The sequence below is a fragment of the Streptomyces sp. NPDC032745 genome (assembly GCF_055579465.1).
The window spans coordinates 214,414-239,503 of sequence record NZ_JBVING010000004.1 but is presented as its reverse complement, the minus strand read 5'-3'; the positions used below and the strand labels follow the sequence as shown (position 1 = coordinate 239,503).

Here is a 25,090-nt window from a genome sequence, read left to right as displayed (position 1 = left end):
CTGCCCGAACCAAAAGATCCGGAAGGAAGCTCCATCATGTCCCGGCCCCACCCCGCCCCGGGCCTCCTCGGCGAAATGCTGAAGGTGGCCGCGGCACCCGACTACGCCCGCTGGGAGGACCAGATCCGCCGTACGGGGGGCTGCTCCGACCCGATCCACATCACCGGCTGGACCGTCTCCAAGGACAAGACCTCCGGCGAGACCCTGCACCGGTACTCCACTCAGAACGAGCCCGGCGGCCGACTGCGGATCGCCTGCGGCAACCGCCGCGCCTCCCGCTGCCCGGCCTGCGCCTGGACCTACGCCGGAGACACGTACCACCTGATCCGGGCCGGGCTCGCGGGGGACGACCGCCGGGACATCCCCGCCACCGTCCGCGAACACCCCCGGGTCTTCGCCACCCTCACCGCGCCTTCCTTCGGCCCGGTCCACAACCGCCCCGCCGGCCGTTCCTGCCGCTGCGGCAAGCTCCACCAGGAGGACGACGCCGAGCTCGGTACCGCGCTCGATCCGGACACGTACGACTACGCGGGCGCCGTCCTCTTCAACAACCACGCCGGTCAGCTCTGGCAGCGCTTCACCACCCGACTGCGACGCGCGATCGCCGCCTACGCCGGGCTGACCCAACGGGAGCTCAAGGAGGTGGCCCGGCTCTCCTACGGGAAGGTCGCCGAGTTCCAGAAGCGCGGGGCGATCCACTTCCACGCCGTCGTGCGGATCGACGGTCCCGGCGGGCCGGACAGCCCGCCGCCTGCTTGGGCTACGACGGAACTGCTGACTGCCTCGATCCGTGCCGCTGTCGCTCACTCGTACACCTCTGTCAGCGTGCCGGCGGCCGGAGAACAGCCCGCCCGGACCTTCCGTTGGGGTACGCAGCTCGACGTCCGGCCGATCAAGGCGTTCGGGAACGGCTCCGACATCACCGAGCAGGCTGTGGCCTCGTACGTCGCCAAGTACGCGACCAAGGCGGCCGAGAACACCGGGACGCTCGATAGGCGCGTCGGGAATCGCGAAGCCCTGGTGCTCCTCGACGTGCCGGACCACACTGCCCGGCTGATCTCGGCTTGCCTCGACCTCGACCCGCTCTACCCGGACCGGCGCCTCGCCGCCTGGTCGCACATGCTCGGCTTCCGCGGCCACTTCTCCACGAAGTCGCGCTCCTACTCGACCACCCTCGGGGCCTTACGCCAGACCCGCGCCGACTACCGCGCCGCCCAGGAACGAGAGGCGCGCGGCCTGGACGACTTCGAGCCGGACACGGTGCTCGTCCTCACCTCATGGCAGTACGCCGGCCACGGGCACAGCCCGGGGGAGTCGGTCCTCGCCGCCACCATCGCCCGCGACATCCAGCTCAACCGGGAGACCGCCCGCGAAGCCCTGAAGGGGGAGCAGCATGAATGAGCGGTACCTGTCCGTCGTCCAGGTCGCCGAGCTCCTCGGGACCACCGCGAGGTTCCCTCGGAGACTGGTCGAGGAGCGGCGGATCACCTACGTGAAGGTCGGGCGGCACGTTCGGATCCCTGAGAGCGCCGTCCAGGCATTCATCACCGCGAACACCGTCGAGCCGCGTCGTCGCCGTCTGGGGGTGGCTGCCTGATGGCCGGGAAGCGCCGCCAGTTCGGCCGGGTCCGCAAGCTGCCTTCCGGCCGGTACCAGGCCCGGTACCTCGGCCCGGACGGACAGCTCCGTCCCGCGCCCGAGACGTTCCGTACGAAGAGGGACGCTGACGACTGGCTCGCCGACAAGCAGACCGAGATGCGCCGGGGCGACTGGCAGGATCCGGACGCCGGGAAGGTCGCCTTCGGACCGTACGCCGTCGCGTGGATCAAGGAGCGCGAGCTGACCAGTACCACGCGGCAGCTCTACGGCTCGCTCCTCAAGCACCACCTGGAGCCGGTCCTCGGCGCCGTCAACCTGGCGGAGATCTCGCCGCCCCTCGTACGGAGCTGGCGTGCCGACAAGCTTGCCGCCGGCACCGGCCCCACCACCGTGGCCAAGGCCTACGCCCTCCTCCGGGCCATCCTGGGGACTGCCGTGTCCGACGAGCTGATCCGGCGGAACCCCTGTCAGGTCAAGGGAGCCAGCAGCGTTCACACCCCTGAGCGGCCGACTGCGACGGTGAAGGAGGTCTACGACCTGGCCGATGCGGTTCAGCCGCGCTTTCGGGCCCTCGTGCTCATGGCGGGATTCCTCGGACTGCGCTGGGGCGAGTTGATCGGGCTGCATCGGCGGGACATCGATGTGGAGCACGGCACCGTCCGCGTGCGGCGGGCTGTCGCCGAGCTGGGCAACGGGCAGCGGGAGATCAAGGCACCGAAGAGCGCCGCCGGCAAGAGGACGGTTTCCATCCCCGGCGTGATCCTCCCGGACATCAACGAGCACCTGAAGCGGTACGCCGAGGCCGGCGCCGACGGGCGCGTCTTCATCGGGGCCAAAGGGGCGACGCCGCGCCGCAACCACTTCAATCGGCTGTGGCAGAAGGCTTGCCGTGAGGCGGGGATCAAGGGGCTGCATTTCCATGATCTTCGGCACACGGGCAACACGCTCGCCGCGTCAACAGGGGCCAGCACGCGGGAGTTGATGACGCGCATGGGCCACAGCACCGCCCGCGCCGCGCTGATCTATCAGCACGCCAGTGCCGACCGGGACCGGCTGATCGCCGACGCGCTGAGCGGGCTCGTGAAGAAAGGGCGTAAGGCCGCCAAGGACACGAAGGAAGATCCACAGCGCAAGGGGCACGCAGGGGGCACGCCGAGCTGATCGGGGGCCCCGGAACGACGAAGGGCCAGGCGGAGGAAACGTCCTCTGACCTGGCCCTTCGTGCTTCAGAGCGGGCGACGGGAATCGAACCCGCGTAGCTAGTTTGGAAGACTAGGGCTCTACCATTGAGCTACGCCCGCAACACGTGCGCCGCAGGTCCGGGGGACCGCGGCACGGACAGCATCCTAGCGGGTCGGGCCGGGGGAGTGCACACCGCATTACGCGCCCGCGGTGCGGCGTCCGGAAACGTTCGCTTTAAACCCCGCGCATCAGAGGGTCTCCGGGCATGTACCCTACGTGTCGCACCGACGGGGTGTGGCGCAGCTTGGTAGCGCGTCCGCTTTGGGAGCGGAAGGTCGTCGGTTCGAATCCGGCCACCCCGACCACCAGCATCGCCATCACAAGATCGCGTTGTGGGCTGATTGCCGCTTGCGGTTACTATGCAAGCTGCGTGCCCGTGTGTCTGATGTACCGGGCCGAATCCGCCGAACCGCTGAATCGCAGCGCGGACGCAGAACCCCAAGCAGTCAGCCACAAGGAGACCGAACCGTGAAGAGCGCCGTGGAGACCCTGAACCCGACTCGGGTTCGGCTCACTGTTGAGGTGCCCTTCGAGGAGCTCAAGGACAGCCTCGACGCGGCGTACAAGAAGATCAACCAGCAGGTCACGGTGAAGGGCTTCCGCAAGGGCAAGATCCCCGCCCGGGTCATCGACCAGCGCTTCGGTCGCGGTGCGGTGCTGGAGGAGGCCGTCAACGACGCCCTCCCGAAGTTCTACACCGAGGCCGTCAACGAGGCCGACCTGAACCCGCTGGGCCAGCCTGAGGTCGACATCACGGAGCTGAAGGACGGCGAGCTGCTGGCCTTCACCGCCGAGGTCGACGTCCGCCCCGAGATCGAGATCCCGGACTACTCCGGCATCGAGGTCGAGGTCGACGCGGTCGAGGTCTCCGACGAGGACATCGAGAAGTCGGTCGAGCAGCTGCGCGGCCGCTTCGCGTCCACCAAGGACGTCGAGCGCGCGGCCGAGGACGGCGACGTCGTCACCATCGACCTCGAGGCCAAGGTCGACGGCGAGGTGCTGCCGGACGGCGTCGCCTCCGACGTCTCCTACACCATCGGCTCGGGCGAGCTCCTCGACGGCATCGACGACGCCGTCAAGGGCCTGGAGGCCGGTGGCGAGGCCACCTTCACCTCCCAGCTGAAGGGCGGCTCCGCCGAGGGCAAGGACGCCGAGGTCACCGTCAAGGTCACCAAGGTCTCGGCCAAGGAGCTCCCGGAGCTGGACGACGAGTTCGCGCAGATGGCGAGCGAGTTCGACACGCTCGAGGACCTCAAGGCGGACAGTCGCAAGCGCCTCGAGAACATGAAGCAGTACGACCAGGCCACGCAGGCCCAGGAGCGCGTCCTGGAGAAGCTGCTGGAGCTCGTCGAGGTGCCGATCCCCGAGAAGCTGCTCGAGGACGAGGTCAACACCCGCAAGCACAACCTGGAGCACCACCAGCTCGGCCAGATGGGCCTGACCATCGAGAAGTACCTGGAGTTCCAGGGCAAGACGGTCGAGGAGTTCGACGCCGAGACCAAGGACCAGGCGATCAAGGGCATCAAGACCCAGTTCGTCCTGGACGCGCTCGTCAACAAGGAGAAGCTGGGCGTCGACCAGGAGGAGCTCACCGAGCACCTCATGCGCCGTGCGGCTTCCTCCGGCATGTCCCCCGACCAGTTCGCCCAGGCCGTCGTCGAGGGTGGCCAGGTGCCGATGCTCGTCGGCGAGGTCGCCCGCGGCAAGGCCCTCGCGGTCGTCGTCGAGGCCGCCAAGGTCGTCGACACCAACGGTGAGGTCGTCGACCTCTCCGACGAGGAGGACGAGGTCGAGGCTGCCGCCGAGACCGTCGAGGCCGTCGTCGACGGTGACGCCGACGCCGCCGAGGCGCAGGCCGACGAGGCCAAGTAACACCCTGGGCGCCGCCCCGCGCGGCGCCCGCTGAGCAGCACCCCGAAGGGCCCGTACGCAGCCGTGTACGGGCCCTTCGCACACTCCGTGCACCGCGCTGTCCACAGGGCCTCCGCCCGGCCCCCGAAGGGCCCACGGACCTTGCGCTCCGAGCGAACAGTTCGGGAAGCGGGATGGCGTTGTCCGACCTGCGCGTTAGGGTCCATGAATACGAGGGCACGGGAGTACCCGGAAGCGGCGGCCACCGCCGCCCCGACCGGTCCGCGCCCCAGAACGAGACGCTGAGACGGCATGTGGCCGTCGGAGACGAGCAGGTGGATACGTGACGAATCTGAAGCCTTACGCCGCGGGTGAGCCGTCCATCGGTGGCGGCCTCGGCGACCATGTCTACAACCGGCTGCTCGGCGAGCGCATCATCTTCCTCGGCCAGCAGGTCGACGACGACATCGCCAACAAGATCACGGCGCAGCTCCTCCTCCTGGCCGCCGAGCCGGAGAAGGACATCTACCTGTACATCAACAGCCCGGGCGGCTCGGTGACGGCAGGCATGGCGGTCTACGACACCATGCAGTACATCCCGAACGACGTCGTCACCATCGGCATGGGCATGGCGGCCTCCATGGGCCAGTTCCTGCTCACCGGCGGCGCCCAGGGCAAGCGCTTCGCGCTCCCGAACACCGACATCCTGATGCACCAGGGTTCCGCCGGCATCGGTGGCACCGCCTCGGACATCAAGATCCAGGCCCAGTACCTGCTGCGCACCAAGCAGCGCATGGCCGAGATCACCGCCCACCACTCCGGCCAGACCGTGGAGGCGATCATCCGCGACGGCGACCGCGACCGCTGGTTCACCGCGGAGGAGGCCAAGGAGTACGGCCTCATCGACGAGATCATCTCCGCCGCGTCGCTGGTCCCGGGCGGCGGCGGCACCGGGGCCTGATCCCGGCCCCGGCGCGCGGGACCTCGTACGAGGCCCCGTACGCCCGCCCGCACCCGGCAAGCCCCAGCCCGCAGAACGCCACCAGGATGGTGAACACCCAGATGCACATGAACAACCTCTCTCCCGCGAGCGGCCTCTACACCGGCGCGCCGGTGGACAACCGCTACGTCGTCCCGCGCTTCGTGGAGCGCACCTCGCAGGGCGTGCGCGAGTACGACCCGTACGCGAAGCTCTTCGAGGAGCGCGTGATCTTCCTCGGCGTGCAGATCGACGACGCCTCCGCCAACGACGTCATGGCGCAGCTGCTGTGCCTGGAGTCGATGGACCCGGACCGCGACATCTCGATCTACATCAACAGCCCCGGCGGCTCCTTCACCGCGCTGACGGCCATCTACGACACGATGCAGTTCGTGAAGCCGGACATCCAGACGGTCTGCATGGGCCAGGCGGCCTCTGCCGCCGCGGTCCTGCTGGCCGCCGGCACCCCCGGCAAGCGCATGGCGCTGCCGAACGCCCGCGTGCTGATCCACCAGCCGTCCGGCGGCACCGGCCGCGAGCAGCTCTCCGACCTGGAGATCGCGGCCAACGAGATCCTGCGCATGCGCGATCAGCTGGAAACCATGCTGGCCAAGCACTCGACCACGCCGATCGAGAAGATCCGCGAGGACATCGAGCGCGACAAGATCCTGACGGCCGAGGACGCGCTCGCGTACGGCCTGATCGACCAGATCGTCTCGACCCGCAAGAACTCCCACTGATCCTTGCCGCCAGTTGGCGTGGGCACGTCGTCACATTCGGCGATGTGAACCACGTCAAGGGGGCCCCGTACGGGGCCCCCGGCAAGGTACCGTCGGATATGAGGCACCAGGAGCGCTGAACCAAGCGTCTCCCAGGCGAAGGGGAAGCACCTCGTGGCACGCATCGGTGACGGCGGCGACCTGCTCAAGTGCTCGTTCTGCGGAAAGAGCCAGAAGCAGGTGAAGAAGCTCATCGCAGGACCCGGTGTGTACATCTGCGACGAGTGCATCGACCTCTGCAACGAGATCATCGAGGAGGAGCTCGCCGAGACCTCCGAGGTCCGGTGGGAGGAACTCCCCAAGCCTCGTGAGATCTACGAGTTCCTGGAGAGCTACGTCGTCGGCCAGGAGCCGGCGAAGAAGGCCCTCTCGGTGGCGGTGTACAACCACTACAAGCGGGTCCAGGCCGGCGAGAACGGCGGTGCGCAGGGCCGGGACGACGCGATCGAGCTCGCGAAGTCCAACATCCTGCTGCTGGGCCCGACGGGCTCGGGCAAGACGCTCCTCGCCCAGACGCTCGCGCGCATGCTGAACGTCCCGTTCGCCATTGCCGACGCGACCGCGCTGACGGAGGCCGGGTACGTCGGCGAGGACGTCGAGAACATCCTGCTCAAGCTGATCCAGGCGGCCGACTACGACGTCAAGAAGGCCGAGACCGGGATCATCTACATCGACGAGATCGACAAGGTCGCCCGCAAGAGCGAGAACCCGTCGATCACGCGCGACGTGAGCGGCGAGGGCGTGCAGCAGGCGCTCCTGAAGATCCTCGAGGGCACGACGGCCTCGGTCCCGCCGCAGGGCGGCCGCAAGCACCCGCACCAGGAGTTCATCCAGATCGACACGACGAACGTGCTCTTCATCGTGGGCGGCGCCTTCGCCGGCCTCGAGAAGATCATCGAGTCGCGTGCGGGCGCCAAGGGCATCGGCTTCGGGGCGACGATCCGCTCGAAGCGCGAGATCGAGGCGAGCGACCAGTTCCAGGAGGTCATGCCGGAGGACCTGGTGAAGTTCGGGATGATCCCGGAGTTCATCGGCCGTCTGCCCGTGATCACCTCGGTCCACAACCTGGACCGCGAGGCGCTGCTGCAGATCCTGGTGGAGCCGCGGAACGCGCTGGTCAAGCAGTACCAGCGGCTGTTCGAACTCGACGGCGTCGAGCTGGACTTCGAGCGCGAGGCGCTGGAGGCCATCGCGGACCAGGCGATCCTCCGCCAGACGGGCGCGCGCGGCCTGCGCGCCATCATGGAAGAGGTCCTGATGTCGGTGATGTACGAGGTCCCGTCCCGCAAGGACGTGGCCCGCGTGGTCATCACCGCGGACGTGGTCCGCTCGAACGTCAACCCGACGCTGGTCCCCCGCATCGTCCCGAAGGACCAGGGCCCGCAGGAGAAGTCGGCGTAACCGTTACACGTACGCGAAGGGGCGCCCCGGTCACCCGGGGCGCCCCTTCGCATATTCGGACTACCTTTGCCGATAATCGGACAAGTGGGCCGTGCTGCCTGGTGCGGCGGATGACTTCTTGATCATCTTTGTCTCGACCAGCCTTAGTCGAGGGGAACGAGACATGAAGATGAAGAAGCGCGCAGTCGGCGTCCTGGCCGCGACGTTTGCCGCAGCTGCCCTCCCGATCATGGCGGCTACGCCTGCCTCGGCGGATCAGGGCGACTGCCAGTACTACCTGCACGAGCAGGGCTACAACGTCGGCCCGAACGTGGAGGCCGCCTGTAAGGCCGGGTCCGAGTTTTCGCCCATCGCCTATGGCAGCTGTCTGGGGCAGCTGATGAACATCGGGGTGCGGGTCTATCACGCGCAGGAGGCGTGTGGCCTGGCGGGCTGAGAGTTGTACAGGTCGGCCCGGTGCGGGACGAGTGCCCGCACCGGCCACCGGCGCGATCAGACCTTGGTTCGCGAGCTGTTGTAGAGCTTCGCCGCCAGCTTGGAGACGTCCTCCAGGGTGCCCTGGGTGCCACCGGTCAGGATCGTCGTCTGGTCCATGTGGTTCACCGCGACCAAGGTGGAGTGGTCGCTCCAGGCGCAGGTGGGGACCACGAGGGAGCTGGGCTCTCCCGGCTTGGTGGTCTTCGTGGTGGACATCTTGACGTCGACGCACTGCATGACGGCGCCCTTGAACCCGTCCGGCGTGAACGCCTTGGGGGCGCCGACCTTTTCGTACTTCAGGCCGAGCTTGTCGGTCTCCGGGTTGGGGGCGCCGATCGTGGCGAAGTAGGCGTCCAGGGCCCGCTCAGGGTCGTCGATCTGGCCCCAGAAGCCGCTCGCGGTCATCTGCTTGGCCTTGCCCTTCGTGCCGTTCAGGTACTGCTGGGTCGCCTGGTGCGGGTCCTTGATGCCGATGGCCTCGGCCTTGGTCTTCTGCTCGCCCGTCAGGGGCGTGTCGCTCTTCGCGGTACCAGCCGCCTGATCGTTCTTCGCGTAGCTGTCGACCGAGGCCGGGAAGGCCAGCTTGTAACCCTTGGTGTCCGCCGCGATGGCGCCGCCCGCGCCGCCGCCCTTCGTGAAGTACCAGCCGGCGCCCGCGATGACCGCTACCGCGACGACCACGGCGATGATGACGCCCGCCTTCGACTTCTTCGGCTGCTGCGGCATTCCTCCGTACGGGGGCTGCGGGGGCATCCCCGGCTGCTGGTAGCCGTAGGCCGGCTGGGGCTGCTGGGGGTAGCCCTGCGGGGGGACGCCCGGCGGCGGGGGCTGCTGCGGGTATCCGTAGCCGGGCTGCGGGGCGGGCTGGCCGTACGGTCCCGGCTGCGGGCCCCCGTACGGTCCCGGCTGCTGCGGCGGCTGGGCCCCGTACGGTCCCGGCTGGTTGTAACTCATGCCCGCGTCCCCCTTCAGGAATCCTTTATGCGTTTCAGACATCCTGGCGGAAGCCGGAGTCGCGCAGGGCGCCGGGCCCCCTCATTACCGGTTTCATGACTTGACTGTTACGCCACTAAACTGTGCCTCGTGACCGAGAACACGCAGACACCCAGCAGCCCCAACTCCGAACTGCCGACCGCGTACGCTCCGGCCGAGGTAGAGGGGAAGCTCTACGAGCGCTGGGTGGAGCGTGGGTACTTCACGGCCGATCCCGCGAGCGAGAAGCCCGCGTACACCATCGTCATCCCCCCGCCGAACGTCACCGGCTCCCTGCACCTGGGGCACGCCTTCCAGCACACGCTCATGGACGCCCTGACCCGCCGCAAGCGCATGCAGGGGTACGAGTCCCTCTGGCTGCCCGGCATGGACCACGCCGGTATCGCCACCCAGAACAAGGTCGAGCAGCAGCTCGCCGAGGAGGGCAAGTCCCGCCACGACCTGGGCCGCGAGGAGTTCGTCGAGCGCGTCTGGCAGTGGAAGGAAGAGTACGGCGGCAAGATCCTCGGCCAGATGCGCCGGCTCGGCGACGGCGTCGACTGGTCGCGCGAGCGGTTCACCATGGACGAGGGCCTCTCCAAGGCCGTCCAGACGATCTTCAAGAAGCTCTACGACGACGAGCTGATCTACCGCGCCGAGCGCATCATCAACTGGTGCCCCCGGTGTCTCACGGCCATCTCCGACATCGAGGTGGAGTACCAGGAGGACGCGGGCGAGCTCGTCTCGATCAAGTACGGCGAGGGTGAGGACACCCTCGTCGTCGCGACCACGCGCGCCGAGACGATGCTCGGTGACACGGCCATCGCCGTGCACCCGGACGACGAGCGCTACAAGCACCTCGTCGGCAAGCTCATCAAGCTGCCGCTCACCGACCGCTCCATCCCGGTGGTCGCGGACACGCACGTCGACCCCGAGTTCGGCACCGGCTGCGTCAAGGTGACGCCCGCCCACGACCCGAACGACTTCGCCATCGGGCAGCGCCACGGCCTGCCGAACATGACGATCATGGACGAGCACGGCATCATCACCGTTCACGGCCCCTTCCTCGGCCTGGACCGCTTCGAGGCCCGCTCCGCGGTCGTCGGGGCGCTGCGCGAGCAGGGCCGCATCGTCGCCGAGAAGCGCCCGTACCTGCACTCCGTCGGGCACTGCTCCCGCTGCTCCACCACCGTCGAGCCGCGCCTGTCGCTGCAGTGGTGGGTCAAGGTCGAGACCCTCGCCAAGGCTGCCGGTGACGCGGTCCGCGACGACCGGGTCACGATCCACCCGAAGGAGATGGAGAAGCGCTACTTCGACTGGGTCGACAACCTCAACGACTGGTGCATCTCGCGCCAGCTGTGGTGGGGCCACCGCATCCCGGTCTGGTACGGCCCGGACGGCGAGATCGTCTGCGTCGGCCCCGACGACGCGGCGCCCACCGGCGAGGGCTGGCACCAGGACACCGACGTCCTCGACACCTGGTTCTCCTCCGGCCTGTGGCCGTTCTCCACGCTCGGCTGGCCGGAGAAGACCCCGGACCTGGCGAAGTTCTACTCCACCGACGTCCTGGTCACCGGCCACGACATCATCTTCTTCTGGGTCGCCCGGATGATGATGTTCGGCCTGTACGCCATGGACGGCGAGGCGCCGTTCAAGACCATCGCGCTGACCGGCCTGGTCCGCGACGAGCGCGGCAAGAAGATGTCGAAGTCCTTCGGCAACGTCGTCGACCCGCTGGACTGGATGGACAAGTACGGCTCCGACGCCGTCCGCTTCACCCTGGCCAAGGGCGCCAACCCGGGCACCGACGTGCCGATCGGCGAGGACTGGGTCCAGGCGTCCAGCAAGTTCGCCAACAAGATCTGGAACGCCACGCGCTTCGCGCTGATGAACGGCGCCACCATCGAGGGCGAGCTGCCGCCGGTCGAGCAGCTGTCGGCCACCGACCGCTGGATCCTGTCCCGCCTGAACAAGACGGTCGCGCAGGTCGACGCGTATTACGAGGACTTCCAGTTCTCGAAGCTCAGCGAGGCGCTCTACCACTTCGCGTGGGACGAGGTCTTCGACTGGTACGTGGAGCTGTCGAAGACGACGTTCTTCGCGGGCGGCGAGCAGGCCAAGGTCTCCGGCCGTGTGCTCGGCGAGGTCATCGACGTCATGCTGCGGCTGCTGCACCCGGTCGTCCCCTTCGTCACCGAGACGCTGTGGACCACGCTGACCGGCCGCGAGTCGCTCGTCATCGCCGAGTGGCCCAAGGCTGTGTCCGTTCCCGGGGCTGACGCCCCGGGCGGCTTCCGCGACGATGCCGCCGAGGCGGAGATCGAGCGAGTCCAGGCCGTCGTCACCGAGGTCCGCCGCTTCCGCAAGGAGCAGGGTCTCCAGGACGGCCAGAAGGTCCCCGCCCGTCTGGACCTGACCGGTACGCCGCTGGCCGCGCACGAGGCGGCCATGCGCCAGCTGCTGCGCCTGCAGCCGGAGGGCGAGGCCTTCACAGCCACCGCCACCCTGCCGGTCGCCGGCGCCAGCGTCGCGCTCGACCTGTCGGGCACGATCGACGTGGCCGCCGAGCGGGCGCGCCTCTCCAAGGACCTCGCGGCCGCGGAGAAGGAGAAGCAGCAGGCCGAGGCGAAGCTCGGGAACGAGGCCTTCCTGGCCAAGGCCCCCGACAACGTCGTGGACAAGATCAAGGGCCGGCTGGCCAAGGCCGAGGCGGACATCGCCCGGATCCAGGCCCAGCTGGAGACGCTGCCCGCGGCGTAACAGGCACAAACGGTGAACCACACGTACATACGGTGAACGTTCGGCCCCCGAGTGCATCGCTCGGGGGCCGACGCGTAGGGTGACAGCGGTCCCGGGGGTTCCGAGTCATCGGCAGGGGCCATCGTCGGCCGGCTGTCGACCGAGGGGGGTCTCGGAGTGTGGGGTCGTGACGTGTCGGGCCGCCCGGTCTTAGGCCGCGAGCTGAAGCGCCGCAATCTCCTCCTGGGGGCGGCGGCCACCGCGACCACGGGCGGCGCCCTGGCCGGAGTGGCGGCCTTCAGCACCTCGCGCGCCCCCGCCACCGGCCTGCAGCAGGACCTGGTGTCACGGGATCCCAAGGCTTCGAAGTCGGCCCGGGCCGTGTACCGGTTACTGGCCGGGCTGGAGGCGGACGCCCGGGCCGGACGGCGCCGCGGCACCCTCATAGGCCAGCACGCCGAGGTGCACAACGAGCGGTACAACCCGGAGTACGGCGACCACAGCGGTCCCAAACCGCCCGGCTACTACTACCGCAAACCCCAGGACATCACCGGGAAACTGCCGGCCTTCCTCGAACTGGACCTGGGCCCCGGCTACCAGCAGGACAGCTGGGGCGTGGGCGAGGCGCGGGACTACTCGCGAGCCGCCTGGCCCGCCCGCCGCGAGTTCTGGACCTACACGAACGACGTCGTGGACCTCGCCATGGGCGTCTGGCACGGACTGCCCCGCAAGGACGACGGCTCGTACAACCCGACCGGCACCGAACGCCTCTGGAACGGCACGAAGACCGTGCTGCCGACCAACGGGGGAGCGCCCGCGGGCCTGGTCGGGATGTCGTTCCACCAGCCGTGGCCGGGCAGCCCCGTCAAGAGCTACGACCAGACGCTGCGCCGCAACGCCCCCTCGGCGAAGGACCCGGGCTGGATCGACCGGGTGCTCACCCCCGGCACCCCCGAACACGCGGCGCTCCTGCTCGACCTGTCGTTCCTCGCGGACCACCTCGGCTACCTGGCCGCGTACGACGTACCCGTACTGCTGCGCCCGTACCACGAGATGAACTCGCTCGGCGGGGAGCAGAGCTTCTGGTGGGCGGGGCTGAAGCCGCAGCAGTACACGGCCCTGTGGGAGCTGCTCCACCACTACCTGGTCGGCTCCCGGGGCCTGCACAACCTGATCTTCGTATGGGCCCCCACGGCCTGGGACGGCATCCACGGCAGCGAACCCTGGGACTTCTACCCGGGCGGCGAGTACGTCGACGTGGTCGGGGTCGACGACTACAGCGGAACGCCGGACCAGCCCTTCGACCCGGCCGCCTGGACATCGACGTGGCACCGCGGCCTCGAGGACTACGGCAAGCCGCGGATCCTCGCGGAGTCCTTCCACGTGCCGCTGGGCGCGGCGCAGCGCACGACGCTCGACAAGGCGCCCTGGGTGCTGTGGACCGTGTGGGGCGACGGGCTCACCGCGAAGAACCCCCAGGCGGACGTGCAGCAGACCTACAACGACCCCAAGACGATCACCGGGGGCCGTGAACCGGGCCCCTCCGGAGTGCAATGGCTCGCCCTGCACGACGGATCATCCGAGAAGGAGTGAAGTTGAGCGCGCTAACGCCACGCGCCCACCGCGTGGCCGCCTTCGTGGCCATGGGATGGGCGGGGGTCCTGCTCCTGTGGGCCCTTTACAACTGCTTCTGGCAGGTCGGCGTCGTCGACTTCCTGCAGGGCATCGTCTACTACGGCATCGGCGACGGCTCCGGAGCCGCCGAGACGTTCAACCTCAACTGGGGTGTCGTCTACGTGGCGGGCGGCCTTCTCGTCCTGCGCGGGAACACCCTCGGCCGGGGCATCATCATCGGCGGCGCGGCCATCGAGGGCTACAACCGGATGCGCAGCCTGACGGGCGCGCTGTTCGACGAGAAGCAGACCGACTACTTCACCTCGACCCTCCAGGGCGGGCTGAAGCTGGCGACCTTCGCCGTCGGCGTCCTCGTGACCGGCGCCCTGATCGTGCTGCTGCTGCGGGACTTCGCGGCCTACGAGCCCTGGCAGCCGCCGGTGAACCCGTGGACCCAGCAGGCGCACGAGGCCCGGCAGGCCCATGAGCAGGCCCAGCGTGCGGCCTTGGCCCAGCAGGCGCAGCAGCAACCGACGCAGTTCCCGCAGCAGCACGTGCCGCAGGCGCCGCAACCGCCGCAGCCCGCGCACGGGTTCGGGCCTCCGCCGTCCTACCCGGCGCAGCCCGGGCCCCAGGTGCCGCAGACGGGCTACGCCCAGCCGCAGCCCCAGCAGCCCCAGCAGCCGCAGCCCGGTTACGGGCCCGGCCCCTACGGGGGGCAGCCTTCCTGGCCCCAGCAGCCCCAGCAGCCCCAACAGTCGCCGCCGCAACAGCAGTAGGAACCCCGAAGGACCCTTCCCATGACCCTCGCCCCCGTACAAGAGGTCGTGACGACGTCCCGTCGCGATGCGAAACTGGTGCAGCGCCATGCCGACTGGAAGCCCAGCGTGCTGGCCTTCCTGCTGCCCTTCCTGGTCCTCGTCAGCTTCGGCCTGTGGGTGTTCGAGCCGAACCCGACCCCGCTCGGCTGGACGCTGTCGGTCATCTGGTCGCTGCCCGCCATCGGCGTCATGGTCGGCTTCCAGGGTGTCCTGCTGATCCGCCGCCGACTGCGCAAGGCGCACGAGATGGTTCCGCCGGCGCCGGTCGAGGAGGACTTCCTCATCGTGCTCGTGCCGACCATCGGCCGCCACGACACCTATCCGGCGCTGGAGCGTTCGGTCCTCAGCTACGTGGAGCACCTGCCCCCGTACTTCCCCCGGATGCGGGTCGACGTCCTCACGGAGGAGGGCTGCGAGGCGGCCGAGCGGATAGACGACCTGGCCGCGATGAACGACCTGATCCGCGTGGTCACCGTGCCCAAGGTGTACGAGACGGCGAACGGAACCCGGTTCAAGGCCCGCGCGAACCACTACGCGCACGAGCTGCGGATCGACGAGGGCGAGGCCCTCGACGACGTCTGGGTGCTGCACATGGACGACGACACCGGGGTCGGCCCCGACACCGCCGCGTCCATGGCCCAGTTCGTGAACCGCCAGCGCAGGGAGGGCGACGCGGGCAAGCACATGGCGCAGGGCATCCTCGCCTACCCGCGCGAGAACGCCGTGAACCGGTTCACCTGGCTGGCCGACGCGGTCCGCCCCGCCGACGACATAGCCCGTTTCCGGGCCTTCACCGGTCTCGGCACCCCGGTCGCCGGGGTGCACGGCGAACTGCTGCTGCTCCGCGCCTCCATCGAGGCGACGATCGGCTGGGACTTCGGGCCCAAGGCCATCGTGGAGGACGCCCAGCTCGCGCTGACGTTCTGCCGCAAGTACCCGGGCCGCAGCGACTGGTTCAACGGCCGCTGCTACGGCGCCTCCCCGGCCACCACCAGGGACTTCATCAAGCAGCGCGAGCGCTGGGCGTGGGGGCTGGTCGCGCTCTGCTTCAACCGCACGGTGCCGTTCCGTTACCGCTGGTTCCTGATGCTCTGCATGGTCAGCTGGGTCCTCGGCCCGCTCCAGCACGTCGCGACCGTGCTCCTGGTGGCTTGGTTCATCGGCGATTTCAACACCTCGCCCGTGACGCAGTCCGTCGTGATCATGTGGTCGCTCAGCTTCGCGTACGTCATCTGGACGTACTGGGAAGGCCTGCGGCTCAACGCCCTGGTCTCGGCGAACGGCAAGCGCCGCTGGTGGGAGCCGTTCGCCGTGCTCGGCCTCATCCCGCTGTTCTCCGTGCTGGAAGGACTCGGCGGCCTGCGCGGGCTGATCAAGTTCATCAAGCGCGAGGAGAACAAGTTCGTCGTCATCGCCAAGCCCGCATGAGCACCCGTATGAGAAACCGAGAGCCCCTCGTGAAGAACGAGAAGTACGAGAAGAACGAGAAGACGAAGCGTTCCAAGGTCCCCCTGCTCGCGATCCTCCCGGTGACCGTGACCTCCCTGGTCCTCGGACTGCCCTTCGTGATCGGCGACCACCCCCTGCGCTGGAGGTCGGGCTCCCCCAAGCCGATCCTGGTCCTGCACGACTCCGCCCCCGCCAAGGGCGGCGACGACACCGTCCTCGCCGGCGGGGGCGGCGGCGCGGCCGAGGCGGCCAAGCCCGCCGGGCCCGCACCGAAGGCGGAAAAGCCCTGGAAGGCCGGCATGCCCGAATGGGGCGTCCAGGTCTTCTGGGAGGACAAGAAGGAACACAGCGACGCGTACGTCGAGAAGAAGGCGCGCGAGCAGGCCGACTACCTCGTCGGACTGAAGGCCAACGCCGTGGCCGTCTCCTTCCCCTTCTACACCGAGGGCCGCACCTCGACGAAGCTCGCGGCCGGCAAGAGCACCCCGACGCCCGGGCACCTCGACACGGTCCTGCGCGTCTTCCACGAAGCGGGACTGCGCACCACCGTCCGCCCGACCCTGGACGAGGCCGCGCTCGTGCCGCCGGAGGGCTGGCGCGGCAACATCAAGCCGACCGACAAGGAGGCCTGGTTCGAGTCGTACGAGGCCCTGCTCGGCCCGTACCTCGACGCGGCCCAGCGGCAGCAGGCGGCGACGTTCGTGATCGGCACGGAGCTGAACTCCATGGAGGGCCACCCGGGCTGGAAGTCCCTGATCGCGGCGGCCGAGAAGCGGTTCAAGGGCGAGGTGTCCTACGACGCGAACTGGGACAACTACGTGAGCGGCCACATCGCGGTGCCCGTCAACCGGCTCGGCGTCGACGCCTACTTCCCCGTCAAGGTCGCCGACGACGCACCCGTCGACCAGCTCGTCGACGGCTGGAACGGCTGGCTCGACAAGAAGAGCAAGGGCGCGCTGCCGCGGATCGTGCTGGCCGAGGCGGGCATCAGCGCCATGGACGGGGCGTACCACGCACCCGGCGACTTCTACGCGAAGCGCACGCTGAACCCCGCGGTGCAGGCCAACTGGTACAAGGCGGTCTGCCAGGTCGTCCGGGAGCGCAAGATGGCCGGCGTCTACTGGTGGTCGGTCTACTTCGACTCCGACCCCAGGGCCGCCCCCAAGGAGGCGGAGTCCCGGCTCAACTTCGCGGGCCGCCCGGACACCGAGCGGGAGATCCGGTCCTGCTTCGGCTCCGACTACGCGGGCCCCGGCACCGATCCCGCACCCTGAGGAATTGTGTCCCGAGTTGTCCGGAGTGTCGGACATCACGTTTTCGGCCCGGTTGGCTGATCCGATCCCGCTCGGCGAGCACGGATGATGGATGGCATGCACGTCCCGCCCGTCGCCCCGGTGCTCCGCCGGGCCGCGGCCACCGGCCGCCGGCTCGCCGAGAGCTGGACCGGGTCTCCCCGGGCGCTTGACGTGCTCACCGCACTCAGCTGCCTCGGCATGATGGCGTTGGACCTGCCCGGCCTGGCCGCCGCGGACAACTCGCTCAGCGGCCCCATGGCGGCCGTCGTGCTCGCCGCCGGGTGCTCGAGCCTGGTGGTGCGCCGCCGGGCGCCCTGGATCTCGTACCTCACCGCGCTGCTCTTCATCGGCTGGCTGCACGAGCTGACGCTGATCCAGTTCGCGCTCTACTCGGTCGGCCGCTACCGGGGGCGCCGGCCCGCGGTCCTCGCCACCGTCGGGTACATCGCGTTCGCGCTGATCGTCTTCAGCGTCCCGGGCTGGCCCGAACCGCGGGCCCAGACCCTCAGCTCGTTCCTGAGTCTGGTCGTGCCCATCGGGGTGCTCGCCTCGGCCGTCGGCATCGCGGCCTACCGGCACGACCTGGTGCGCGAGCTGGCCGCCCGGCGGGCCGAATCGGCGGTGCTGCAGGCGGTCCAGCAGGAGCGCACCTCGGTCGCCCGCGACGTCCACGACTTCGTCGGCCGGGAGCTGACGCTGCTGACGGTGCGCTCCGAGGTGCTGTCGATGCGGGCGCGCAAGTCGGCGCACGCCAAGGACTTCGAGGAGCTGGCCGACACCGCGCGCCGGGCCCATCTGGTGCTCAACGAGATCATCGTGCAGCGCGGGGAGCGGGCCGCGACCCCGGGGGTGGACGGGCTGCCGGCCCTCGCGGAGGAGAGCGGGCGGGCCGGTTCCCCCGTACGACTGGCCCTGGATCCGCAGGTGCACGGGCTGTCGCCGCTCCGGCAGGCCGCGGTCTACCGGGTGGTGCAGGAGTGCCTGACCAACGCGGCCAAGCACGCCTGCGGGGAGACCATCGACGTGTCGATCGCGGCGGACGGCCCGCAGCTGCGGATCGCGGTCAGTAACGGCCTGCCCGCCCGTACGCCGACGCGCGCCCCCGTCTCGGCCGGCTCGGGCACGGCGAGCATGTCCGAGCGCGTGCGCAGCCTGGGCGGAACCCTGACGGCGACGCGCACGGAGGACTCGTACACGGTCGTGGCCACCCTCCCGCGCGGATAGCCGGGGTCAGGCCTTCGCCGGGACCAGCAGGCCGTTCAGGGTGTCCAGGTCCTCCACGCACCGGCCGGAGCCCAGGGCCACGCAGTCGAGCGGGGCGTCGGCGACGAAGACCGGGATCCCCGTTGCGGAGGCCATTCGCAGGTCCAGGCCCGGCAGCAGTGCGCCGCCGCCGGTCAGGACGATGCCGTGCTCCATCACGTCGCCGGACAGCTCGGGCGGGCACTCCTCCAGGGTGGCGCGCACCGCGGCGATGATGGCCTCGACCGGCTCGTCGAGCGCGGCCCGAACGTCCGTGGCGCCCAGCGAGAGCGTCTTCGGCATGCCGCCGACCCGCTCCCTGCCGCGCACCGTAAAGGCACGGGTCTCCAGCTCCGGCCGGTCCGGCACCGGCCAGGCCGATCCGATGCCGACCTTGAGGTCCTCGGCGCTGCGCTCGCCGATGAGCAGTCCGTGCTCCTTGCGTACGTAGTCCATGATCGCGGCGTCCAGCCGGTCCCCGCCGACCCGCAGCGACCGGGACGTGACGATCCCGCCGAGCGAGATGACGGCGACCTCGGTGGTACCGCCGCCGATGTCCACCACCATCGAGCCGCGCGGCTCGGCCACCGGCAGGCCCGCGCCGATCGCCGCCGCCATCGGCTCCTCGATCAGGTGGACGGCCCTGGCCCCGGCCCGGGTCGAGGCGTGGACGATGGCCCGCCGCTCGACCGGGGTGACCCCGGAGGGCACGCAGATCACCATCCGGGTGCGCGGCCGCCGCCCGGGCACGGCCTTGCGGACGAAGTGCCGGATCATCTCCTCGGCGGCCTCGTAGTCGCAGATCACCCCGTCCTTCAGGGGCCGGATCGCGGTGATGGAGCCGGGAGTGCGGCCGATGGTCTCCTTGGCCTCGGTCCCGACGGCCAGCGCGGTGGTGGTGCCCGCCTTCACGGCCACCACGGACGGCTCATTGAGGACGATTCCGTGCCCCCGGGCGTAGACCAGGGTGTTCGCGGTCCCCAGATCGATCCCTATGTCGCGGCTGGAAGCGGACGTGTTACTGCTGGCCTGCGGCATTTGTTCCCCTATCTCCTGCCCGCAAGGCTTGCATAACGATCCGGTCGCAACGGGCGCCGAACGTCCTGAAACGGCCGGGTCGAAAGTCCCCGGGCCCCCCGTCCGTAGACTGGCCCCGTGAGTGAGCAGCAGCCCGAGAGCAACGGACCCGACGACCGCGACGAGACCCTCGAGGTCTTCGACCGGATCGTGGCCGAAGAGTCCGACCGCGACCCCGACCTGGCGGTGATCGAGGCCGGCAGCCGCACCCTGCGCGCCCAGGCCGGACCGCCCCAGGGCGACCCGGTGCCCGCGCACCCCCTCGACCCGGAGGTGATGAGGGCGCTGCAGGAGGTGGAGCAGGAGCTCGCCACCCGCTGGGGCGAGACCAAGCTGGAGCCGTCCGTCACCCGGATCGCCGCACTGATGGACGTCCTCGGCGAACCGCAGCGCGCGTACCCGTCCATCCACGTCACCGGCACCAACGGCAAGACCAGCACCGCCCGCATGATCGAGGCCCTGCTGAACGCCTTCGAGCTGCGCACCGGCCGCTACACCAGCCCGCACGTGCAGTCGGTCACCGAGCGGATCAGCCTGGACGGGGCGCCGATCAGCGCCGAGCGCTTCATCGAGACGTACTACGACATCAAGCCGTACGTGGAGATGGTCGACGCCGCCGAGGAGTTCCGGCTGTCCTTCTTCGAGGTGCTCACCGGTATGGCGTACGCGGCCTTCGCGGACGCCCCGGTCGACGCGGCCGTGGTCGAGGTCGGCATGGGCGGCACCTGGGACGCGACCAACGTGATCGACGGCTCGGTCGCGGTGATCACCCCCATCAGCCTGGACCACACCGACCGCCTCGGCGCGACGCCCGGCGAGATCGCCCAGGAGAAGGGCGGCATCATCAAGCAGGACGCCACCGTGATCCTGGCGCAGCAGCCGGTGGACGCGGCGCAGGTGCTGCTGAAGAAGGCCGTCGAGGTCGACGCGACGGTGGCCCGCGAGGGCATGGAGTTCGGCGTCGTCGCGCGCGAGGTGGCGGTCGGCGGGCAGATGCTGACGCTGCGCGGCGTGGGCGGCGAGTACGACGGCATCTTCCTGCCGCTGTACGGGGCCCACATGGCGCACAACGCGGCGGTGGCGCTGGCGGCGGTCGAGGCCTTCTTCGGCGTCGGCGCGCAGCAGTCGCGGGAGCTGGACCTGGAGACCGTACGCAGGGCCTTCGCCTCGGTGACCTCGCCGGGCCGCATGGAGGTCGTGCGGCGCAGCCCGACGGTGGTCCTGGACGCGGCGCACAACCCGGCCGGCGCTCAGGTCACGGCGGAAGCGGTGACCGAGGCCTTCGGCTTCAGCCGGCTGATCGGGGTCATGGCCGCGAGCGAGGGCAAGGACGTCAAGGGGGTCCTGGAGGCCTTCGAGCCGATCTTCGCGGAGATCGTGGTCACGGAGAACTCCAGCCACCGCGCGATGTCCGCGGACGAGCTGGCGGCGGTCGCGGTCGAGGTCTTCGGGCCGGACCGGGTGCAGGTGGAGCCGCGGCTGGACGACGCCCTGGAGGCGGCGATCACCCTCGCGGAGGAAGAGGCCGAGTACGGAGGGGCCGGGGTCCTGGTGACCGGGTCCGTGATCACGGTGGGCGAGGCCCGCCTGCTGCTGAAGAGGGGCTGAGGGATGCGCACGCTGTGTGCTTCGACGCTGATCGGCGAGTTCTTCGTGATCGGTTTCGCGGGGCTGGTCGCCATGAAGAACCCGGATCTGACCCAGGCCACGGTCTGGACGGTCTGCGGGCTCGCCATGCTGCTGTCGGTGCTGCTGTGCGGGATGCTGTCGCGTCCCGGCGCGGTACAGATCGGCTGGGCCCTGCAGATCGGCCTGATCCTGAGCGGGTTCTTCGTGCCGATGATGTTCTTCCTGGGTGCGGTGTTCGCGGGGCTGTGGTGGTGCTCGGTGCACTACGGCGGCAAGATCGACGCGATCAAGGCCCGGTGGGCCGCGCAGAGCGAGGCGCAGGCCTGACGGGCCCGTGCGCCGGCCGGGTCCGGCCCCTGTAGCCTCGGGTAACCGCACCCGTTTGCCGCAAGGAGTTACAACATGACCCAGCGCACGCTCGTCCTGCTCAAGCCGGACGCGGTCAGGCGTGGCCTGGTGGGCGAGATCATCGGCCGCATCGAGCGCAAGGCCGGCTGGAGCATCCCGGCGCTGGAGCTGCGTACGCTCGACCGGAGCATCCTGGAGCAGCACTACGCCGAGCACGTGGGTCGCCCGTTCTACGAGCCCCTCATGGGCTTCATGGCGAGCGGCCCGATCGTGGCCCTCGTGGTGGAAGGGGAACGCGTGATCGAGGGTGTCCGCCAGCTGGCCGGACCGACCGACCCGATCGCCGCGGCGCCCGGCTCCATCCGGGGGGACTTCGGCACCATCACCCGGGAGAACCTCATCCACGCCTCGGACTCCGAGGAGTCCGCCGAGCGCGAGCTGAAGCTGTTCTTCCCCACCCTCGGATGAGTCCTTCCTGACGTAACATCAGCCGAATAGCGCTCATGACCTGGGGCGACCGAAGTAATTTCGGTCGCCCTTCGGTATTGGCGGGCACTTGCGGGAACGCATGGGCAGGACACGTCGTCACCACTAAGGGGGCGGGTTTCCGTTCCGGCGGGATTGCCGGAGTCCCGTCGCGCGGTGTTCATACTTGCGGCACTACGATGGGGCCTCCACCCACACACCCACCTCGCCGACCTGACAGCAGCCGCTATCAAGTGGAAGGCCAGACGCTCCTCATGGGGAACAAGGGGAACAACATGTCGTTCATCGGCCGTGACATGGCGATCGACCTCGGGACCGCCAACACGCTGGTGTACGTGAGGGGCCGGGGGATCGTCCTGAACGAGCCGTCCGTGGTCGCCATCAACACGAACACCGGCGGCATCCTGGCGGTCGGCTCCGAGGCGAAGAAGATGATCGGCCGGACGCCCGGCAACATCGTCGCCGTCAGGCCCCTCAAGGACGGCGTCATCGCCGACTTCGAGATCACCGAGCGTATGCTCCGGTACTTCATCCTCAAGATCCACAAGCGCCGCTACCTGGCCCGTCCGCGCGTCGTGGTCTGCGTACCCTCCGGCATCACGGGAGTGGAGCGGCGCGCCGTCATCGAGGCGTCCACGCAGGCCGGCGCCCGCCAGGTGCACATCATCGAAGAGCCCATGGCCGCCGCCATCGGCTCGGGCCTGCCCGTCCACGAGGCCACCGGCAACATGGTCGTGGACATCGGCGGCGGCACCACCGAGGTCGCCGTCATCTCCCTCGGCGGAATCGTCACGGCGCAGTCCATCCGGGTGGCCGGTGACGAGCTCGACAACGCGATCATCCAGCACATCAAGAAGGAGTACTCGCTCCTCCTCGGTGAGCGGACGGCCGAGCAGATCAAGATCACCATCGGTTCGGCCTACGACCTCGACAAGGACGAGCACACCGAGATCCGCGGCCGCGACCTGGTCTCGGGCCTGCCCAAGACCGTCGTGATCTCCGCAGCCGAGGTCCGCAAGGCCATCGAGGAGCCGGTCAACGCCATTGTCGACGCGGTCAAGACGACCCTCGACAAGTGCCCGCCGGAGCTCTCCGGCGACATCATGGACCGCGGCATCGTCCTGACCGGCGGCGGCGCCCTGCTGCGCGGGCTCGACGAGCGGCTGCGCCGCGAGACGGGCATGCCGATCCACATCGCCGAGGACCCGCTCGACTCCGTGGCGCTCGGCTCCGGCAAGTGCGTCGAGGAGTTCGAGGCGCTCCAGCAGGTCCTGGACGCCCAGCCCCGGCGCTGATACAGACCCCCGTCCGGGGGCCATGCGGAACACAAGGATCCGCCGTACGGGTGCTGCCGCGCCCGTGCGGCGGATCGTTGATATACAGACGAAGAAGAATCCGAAAAGGAAGGCACGGCCGCCGCACGTGAGGGACACACGAGAAAGCCGGCTGCTCCTGGTGCTCCTGATCGCCATCGCGTTCGCATTGATCACGGTGGACATCAGGGCAGGCGAGGAGTCTCCGGTCGACGGCGCCCGGCAGGCCGCCGCAGCGGTCTTCGGCCCGGTCGAGAAGGGCGTCGCGACCGCGGTCGACCCGGTCGCCAACGCGATAGGGGCAGTACGCGACTCCGGCGAGCGCCACAACCGCATCGCCACGCTGGAGCGCGAGAACGCCGCCCTGAAGGCCAAGCTGGGCAGCGACGACCAGACCCGCAGCCGCATCCGCGAGCTCGACGAGATGCTCAAGCGGGCCGGCGCCGGACAGTACGGCATCAAGGGCGCCGAAGTCATCGCCATAGGAGCGGCCCAGGGCTTCTCCTGGACCGTCACCATCGACGCCGGCAGCAAGGACGGCATCGAACGCGACATGACCGTCCTCAACGGGGACGGGCTCGTCGGCCGGGTCGCCACCGTCGGCCCCGACACCGCCACGGTCGTCCTCGCCAACGACCCCGACTTCACGGTGGGCACCCGCCTGGAGAAGACCGGCGAGCTCGGCTTCGCCACCGGCCAGGGCGACCGCTCCCTGTCCGTGCAGATGCTCAACGGCAAGGCCAAGGTCAGCCCCGGCGACCGGCTCGTCACGTTCGGATCCCGCGGCAACAAGCCGTTCGTGCCCGGCGTCCCGATCGGCGAGGTGGTCAAGGTCGACCCCTCGCGCGGCGACCTGACCCGCACCATCTGGGTCCGCCCGTTCGTCGGCTTCTCGCGCCTGGACATCGTCGGCGTCGTCGTCATGCCGCCGCGCGAGGACCCGCGCGACGCCGTCCTGCCCCCCAAGCCCGAGGTGAAGCCCACCCCGACGGTCACCGTCACGGTCACCCCGTCACCGTCCCCGTCCGCCAGCGTGCCCGGCAAGCCGGCCGACGAGTAGGAGCTGACCCTCATGCGCTTCAACCGGATCCTGCTCTCGGCCACGCTCGTCGTGGTCGCCCTCGTCGTCCAGGTCTCCGTCCTGGGCCGGCTGCAACTGCCCGGCGCCGTACCCGACCTGGTCCTGCTCACCGTCGTCGCCCTCGCCCTCGTGTACGGGCACCTCAGCGGCGCGCTCATCGGCTTCGCCGCCGGACTCCTCGCAGACCTGGCCCCGCCCGCCGACCACGCCGCCGGGCGGTACGCGCTCGTACTCTGCGTCATCGGGTACGCCGCCGGCCTGGTCCGCCCCGACTCCGGGCGGTTCCGCTCCGCCTGGGGCCCGATGCTGACCGTCGTCGCCGCCGCGATCGGCTCCACCCTGCTCTACGCCGGGGTGGGCGCCCTCGTCGGCGACACCGCCGCCCGTCACGTCGGCCTCACCGGGCTGCTGTTCACCGCGACCCTCTACGACCTGCTGCTCGCACCGTTCACCGTGCCGTTCATCATGGCGCTGGCCAGGCGCGCCGAGAACGACCCGATGGCCGTCGAGGCGAACGGCGGACAGGCCAAGGCCGCCGACGTGTCCTCCGGCTGGCTCTCCGGCGGCACCGGCCTGCGCATCGGCAGCCAGCGCGGCGGCCTGCGGCTGAAGACGGCCCGCAGCCGGGCCAACAAGGCCGGCCGGATAAAAGGCGTCAAGGGAATCAAGGGTGTGAAGAGCGTCAAGAAGCTGTGA

At 69.6% G+C, this 25,090-nt stretch carries 22 protein-coding genes and 2 tRNA genes; 21 read left to right on the top strand and 3 right to left on the bottom strand.

Annotated features, from left to right (window positions below):
• The first annotated feature begins 36 nt into the window (after positions 1 to 36).
• The 3 genes from repSA to ACZ5WG_RS12345 are packed head-to-tail and all read left to right on the top strand — an operon-like array spanning position 37 to position 2,760.
• Entirely contained in the window at positions 37 to 1,401 is a 1,365-nt protein-coding gene (repSA, locus tag ACZ5WG_RS12355) for a replication initiator protein RepSA (protein WP_468722595.1), read from the top strand.
• Positions 1,394 to 1,597 (top strand): excisionase family DNA-binding protein, encoded by a 204-nt coding sequence (locus ACZ5WG_RS12350; RefSeq protein WP_468722593.1) that lies wholly within the window; start codon positions 1,394 to 1,396, stop codon positions 1,595 to 1,597. The genes repSA and ACZ5WG_RS12350 overlap by 8 nt, the downstream gene beginning before the upstream one ends.
• Positions 1,597 to 2,760 (top strand): tyrosine-type recombinase/integrase, encoded by a 1,164-nt coding sequence (locus ACZ5WG_RS12345; protein ID WP_468722592.1) that lies wholly within the window; start codon positions 1,597 to 1,599, stop codon positions 2,758 to 2,760. The genes ACZ5WG_RS12350 and ACZ5WG_RS12345 overlap by 1 nt, the downstream gene beginning before the upstream one ends.
• A gap of 69 nt (positions 2,761 to 2,829) precedes the next feature.
• Here the strand turns inward: ACZ5WG_RS12345 and ACZ5WG_RS12340 are convergent.
• Positions 2,830 to 2,900: transfer RNA gene (locus tag ACZ5WG_RS12340), tRNA-Gly, on the bottom strand.
• Positions 2,901 to 3,069: 169 nt separating this feature from the next.
• Between ACZ5WG_RS12340 and ACZ5WG_RS12335 the strand changes: the two genes are divergently transcribed.
• From ACZ5WG_RS12335 to ACZ5WG_RS12310, 6 genes are all read left to right on the top strand, one after another.
• Positions 3,070 to 3,146, top strand: a tRNA-Pro gene (locus tag ACZ5WG_RS12335).
• A gap of 163 nt (positions 3,147 to 3,309) precedes the next feature.
• Positions 3,310 to 4,713, top strand: a complete 1,404-nt coding sequence (tig, locus tag ACZ5WG_RS12330; protein WP_468722590.1) for a trigger factor — start codon at positions 3,310 to 3,312, stop codon at positions 4,711 to 4,713.
• A 322-nt stretch (positions 4,714 to 5,035) separates the two neighbouring features.
• Entirely contained in the window at positions 5,036 to 5,653 is a 618-nt protein-coding gene (locus ACZ5WG_RS12325; RefSeq protein WP_030297268.1) for an ATP-dependent Clp protease proteolytic subunit, read from the top strand.
• Positions 5,654 to 5,739: 86 nt separating this feature from the next.
• Complete coding sequence (locus ACZ5WG_RS12320) at positions 5,740 to 6,411, top strand: ATP-dependent Clp protease proteolytic subunit (RefSeq protein ID WP_099892369.1); 672 nt, start codon at positions 5,740 to 5,742, stop codon at positions 6,409 to 6,411.
• 153 nt (positions 6,412 to 6,564) lie between these two features.
• A complete protein-coding gene (gene clpX / locus ACZ5WG_RS12315; RefSeq protein WP_030297265.1) occupies positions 6,565 to 7,851 on the top strand; it encodes an ATP-dependent Clp protease ATP-binding subunit ClpX in 1,287 nt (428 codons plus the stop codon).
• 163 nt (positions 7,852 to 8,014) lie between these two features.
• Positions 8,015 to 8,287, top strand: coding sequence for a hypothetical protein (locus tag ACZ5WG_RS12310; protein ID WP_468722587.1), 273 nt, complete (start codon positions 8,015 to 8,017; stop codon positions 8,285 to 8,287).
• Positions 8,288 to 8,343: 56 nt separating this feature from the next.
• On the opposite strand, the gene ACZ5WG_RS12305 is transcribed toward ACZ5WG_RS12310, so the two are convergent.
• Positions 8,344 to 9,282, bottom strand: coding sequence for a hypothetical protein (locus tag ACZ5WG_RS12305; protein WP_468722585.1), 939 nt, complete (start codon positions 9,280 to 9,282; stop codon positions 8,344 to 8,346).
• Between the two features lie 129 nt (positions 9,283 to 9,411).
• Between ACZ5WG_RS12305 and ACZ5WG_RS12300 the strand changes: the two genes are divergently transcribed.
• The 6 genes from ACZ5WG_RS12300 to ACZ5WG_RS12275 all read left to right on the top strand — a co-directional run bounded on the left by ACZ5WG_RS12300 (position 9,412) and on the right by ACZ5WG_RS12275 (position 18,442).
• Positions 9,412 to 12,060 carry a valine--tRNA ligase gene (locus ACZ5WG_RS12300; protein WP_468722583.1) on the top strand — a complete coding sequence of 883 codons (2,649 nt, stop codon included), beginning with the start codon at positions 9,412 to 9,414 and terminating at the stop codon, positions 12,058 to 12,060.
• A gap of 171 nt (positions 12,061 to 12,231) precedes the next feature.
• Positions 12,232 to 13,632: a glycoside hydrolase family 26 protein gene (locus ACZ5WG_RS12295; RefSeq protein ID WP_468722581.1), complete on the top strand. Its 1,401-nt coding sequence runs from the start codon at positions 12,232 to 12,234 to the stop codon at positions 13,630 to 13,632.
• 2 nt (positions 13,633 to 13,634) lie between these two features.
• The gene (locus tag ACZ5WG_RS12290) at positions 13,635 to 14,432 is read left to right on the top strand and encodes a hypothetical protein (RefSeq protein WP_468722579.1); all 798 of its coding nucleotides are present in this window, start codon (positions 13,635 to 13,637) and stop codon (positions 14,430 to 14,432) included.
• 21 nt (positions 14,433 to 14,453) lie between these two features.
• On the top strand, positions 14,454 to 15,902 hold the full coding sequence (locus ACZ5WG_RS12285; protein ID WP_468722578.1) for a glycosyltransferase family 2 protein: 1,449 nt from the start codon (positions 14,454 to 14,456) through the stop codon (positions 15,900 to 15,902).
• Positions 15,903 to 15,910: 8 nt separating this feature from the next.
• Positions 15,911 to 17,197, top strand: a complete 1,287-nt coding sequence (locus tag ACZ5WG_RS12280; RefSeq protein ID WP_468722576.1) for a glycoside hydrolase family 113 — start codon at positions 15,911 to 15,913, stop codon at positions 17,195 to 17,197.
• A gap of 96 nt (positions 17,198 to 17,293) precedes the next feature.
• Positions 17,294 to 18,442 (top strand): sensor histidine kinase, encoded by a 1,149-nt coding sequence (locus ACZ5WG_RS12275; protein ID WP_468722574.1) that lies wholly within the window; start codon positions 17,294 to 17,296, stop codon positions 18,440 to 18,442.
• Between the two features lie 6 nt (positions 18,443 to 18,448).
• Here ACZ5WG_RS12275 and ACZ5WG_RS12270 read toward each other — a convergent pair whose 3' ends face one another.
• On the bottom strand, positions 18,449 to 19,498 hold the full coding sequence (locus ACZ5WG_RS12270) for a rod shape-determining protein (RefSeq protein ID WP_468722572.1): 1,050 nt from the start codon (positions 19,496 to 19,498) through the stop codon (positions 18,449 to 18,451).
• A 117-nt stretch (positions 19,499 to 19,615) separates the two neighbouring features.
• On the opposite strand from ACZ5WG_RS12270, the gene folC reads away from it, so the two are divergent.
• The 6 genes from folC (at position 19,616) to mreD (ending at position 25,090) form a co-directional block, all read left to right on the top strand.
• The gene (folC, locus tag ACZ5WG_RS12265) at positions 19,616 to 21,145 is read left to right on the top strand and encodes a bifunctional tetrahydrofolate synthase/dihydrofolate synthase (RefSeq protein WP_468722570.1); all 1,530 of its coding nucleotides are present in this window, start codon (positions 19,616 to 19,618) and stop codon (positions 21,143 to 21,145) included.
• A gap of 3 nt (positions 21,146 to 21,148) precedes the next feature.
• Positions 21,149 to 21,493 (top strand): DUF4233 domain-containing protein, encoded by a 345-nt coding sequence (locus ACZ5WG_RS12260; protein ID WP_468722568.1) that lies wholly within the window; start codon positions 21,149 to 21,151, stop codon positions 21,491 to 21,493.
• 75 nt (positions 21,494 to 21,568) lie between these two features.
• Positions 21,569 to 21,982, top strand: a complete 414-nt coding sequence (gene ndk / locus ACZ5WG_RS12255) for a nucleoside-diphosphate kinase (protein ID WP_266629291.1) — start codon at positions 21,569 to 21,571, stop codon at positions 21,980 to 21,982.
• A 293-nt stretch (positions 21,983 to 22,275) separates the two neighbouring features.
• A complete protein-coding gene (locus tag ACZ5WG_RS12250; protein WP_008738981.1) occupies positions 22,276 to 23,295 on the top strand; it encodes a rod shape-determining protein in 1,020 nt (339 codons plus the stop codon).
• A 127-nt stretch (positions 23,296 to 23,422) separates the two neighbouring features.
• Positions 23,423 to 24,373 (top strand): rod shape-determining protein MreC, encoded by a 951-nt coding sequence (gene mreC, locus ACZ5WG_RS12245; RefSeq protein WP_468722567.1) that lies wholly within the window; start codon positions 23,423 to 23,425, stop codon positions 24,371 to 24,373.
• 12 nt (positions 24,374 to 24,385) lie between these two features.
• Complete coding sequence (gene mreD, locus ACZ5WG_RS12240) at positions 24,386 to 25,090, top strand: rod shape-determining protein MreD (protein WP_468722565.1); 705 nt, start codon at positions 24,386 to 24,388, stop codon at positions 25,088 to 25,090.

Bases quoted from the DNA above. Each gene is read 5' to 3' on its own strand.
- ACZ5WG_RS12260 (WP_468722568.1), top strand. From the start codon at position 21,149: ATGCGCACGCTGTGTGCTTCGACGCTGATCGGCGAGTTCTTCGTGATC.
- ACZ5WG_RS12275 (WP_468722574.1), top strand. From the start codon at position 17,294: ATGCACGTCCCGCCCGTCGCCCCGGTGCTCCGCCGGGCCGCGGCCACC.
- ACZ5WG_RS12305 (WP_468722585.1), bottom strand. From the start codon at position 9,282: ATGAGTTACAACCAGCCGGGACCGTACGGGGCCCAGCCGCCGCAGCAG.
- ndk (WP_266629291.1), top strand. From the start codon at position 21,569: ATGACCCAGCGCACGCTCGTCCTGCTCAAGCCGGACGCGGTCAGGCGT.
- mreD (WP_468722565.1), top strand. From the start codon at position 24,386: ATGCGCTTCAACCGGATCCTGCTCTCGGCCACGCTCGTCGTGGTCGCC.
- ACZ5WG_RS12310 (WP_468722587.1), top strand. From the start codon at position 8,015: ATGAAGATGAAGAAGCGCGCAGTCGGCGTCCTGGCCGCGACGTTTGCC.
- ACZ5WG_RS12285 (WP_468722578.1), top strand. From the start codon at position 14,454: ATGACCCTCGCCCCCGTACAAGAGGTCGTGACGACGTCCCGTCGCGAT.
- ACZ5WG_RS12280 (WP_468722576.1), top strand. From the start codon at position 15,911: ATGAGAAACCGAGAGCCCCTCGTGAAGAACGAGAAGTACGAGAAGAAC.
- ACZ5WG_RS12345 (WP_468722592.1), top strand. From the start codon at position 1,597: ATGGCCGGGAAGCGCCGCCAGTTCGGCCGGGTCCGCAAGCTGCCTTCC.
- ACZ5WG_RS12270 (WP_468722572.1), bottom strand. From the start codon at position 19,498: ATGCCGCAGGCCAGCAGTAACACGTCCGCTTCCAGCCGCGACATAGGG.
- repSA (WP_468722595.1), top strand. From the start codon at position 37: ATGTCCCGGCCCCACCCCGCCCCGGGCCTCCTCGGCGAAATGCTGAAG.
- ACZ5WG_RS12250 (WP_008738981.1), top strand. From the start codon at position 22,276: ATGTCGTTCATCGGCCGTGACATGGCGATCGACCTCGGGACCGCCAAC.
- ACZ5WG_RS12350 (WP_468722593.1), top strand. From the start codon at position 1,394: ATGAATGAGCGGTACCTGTCCGTCGTCCAGGTCGCCGAGCTCCTCGGG.
- ACZ5WG_RS12320 (WP_099892369.1), top strand. From the start codon at position 5,740: ATGGTGAACACCCAGATGCACATGAACAACCTCTCTCCCGCGAGCGGC.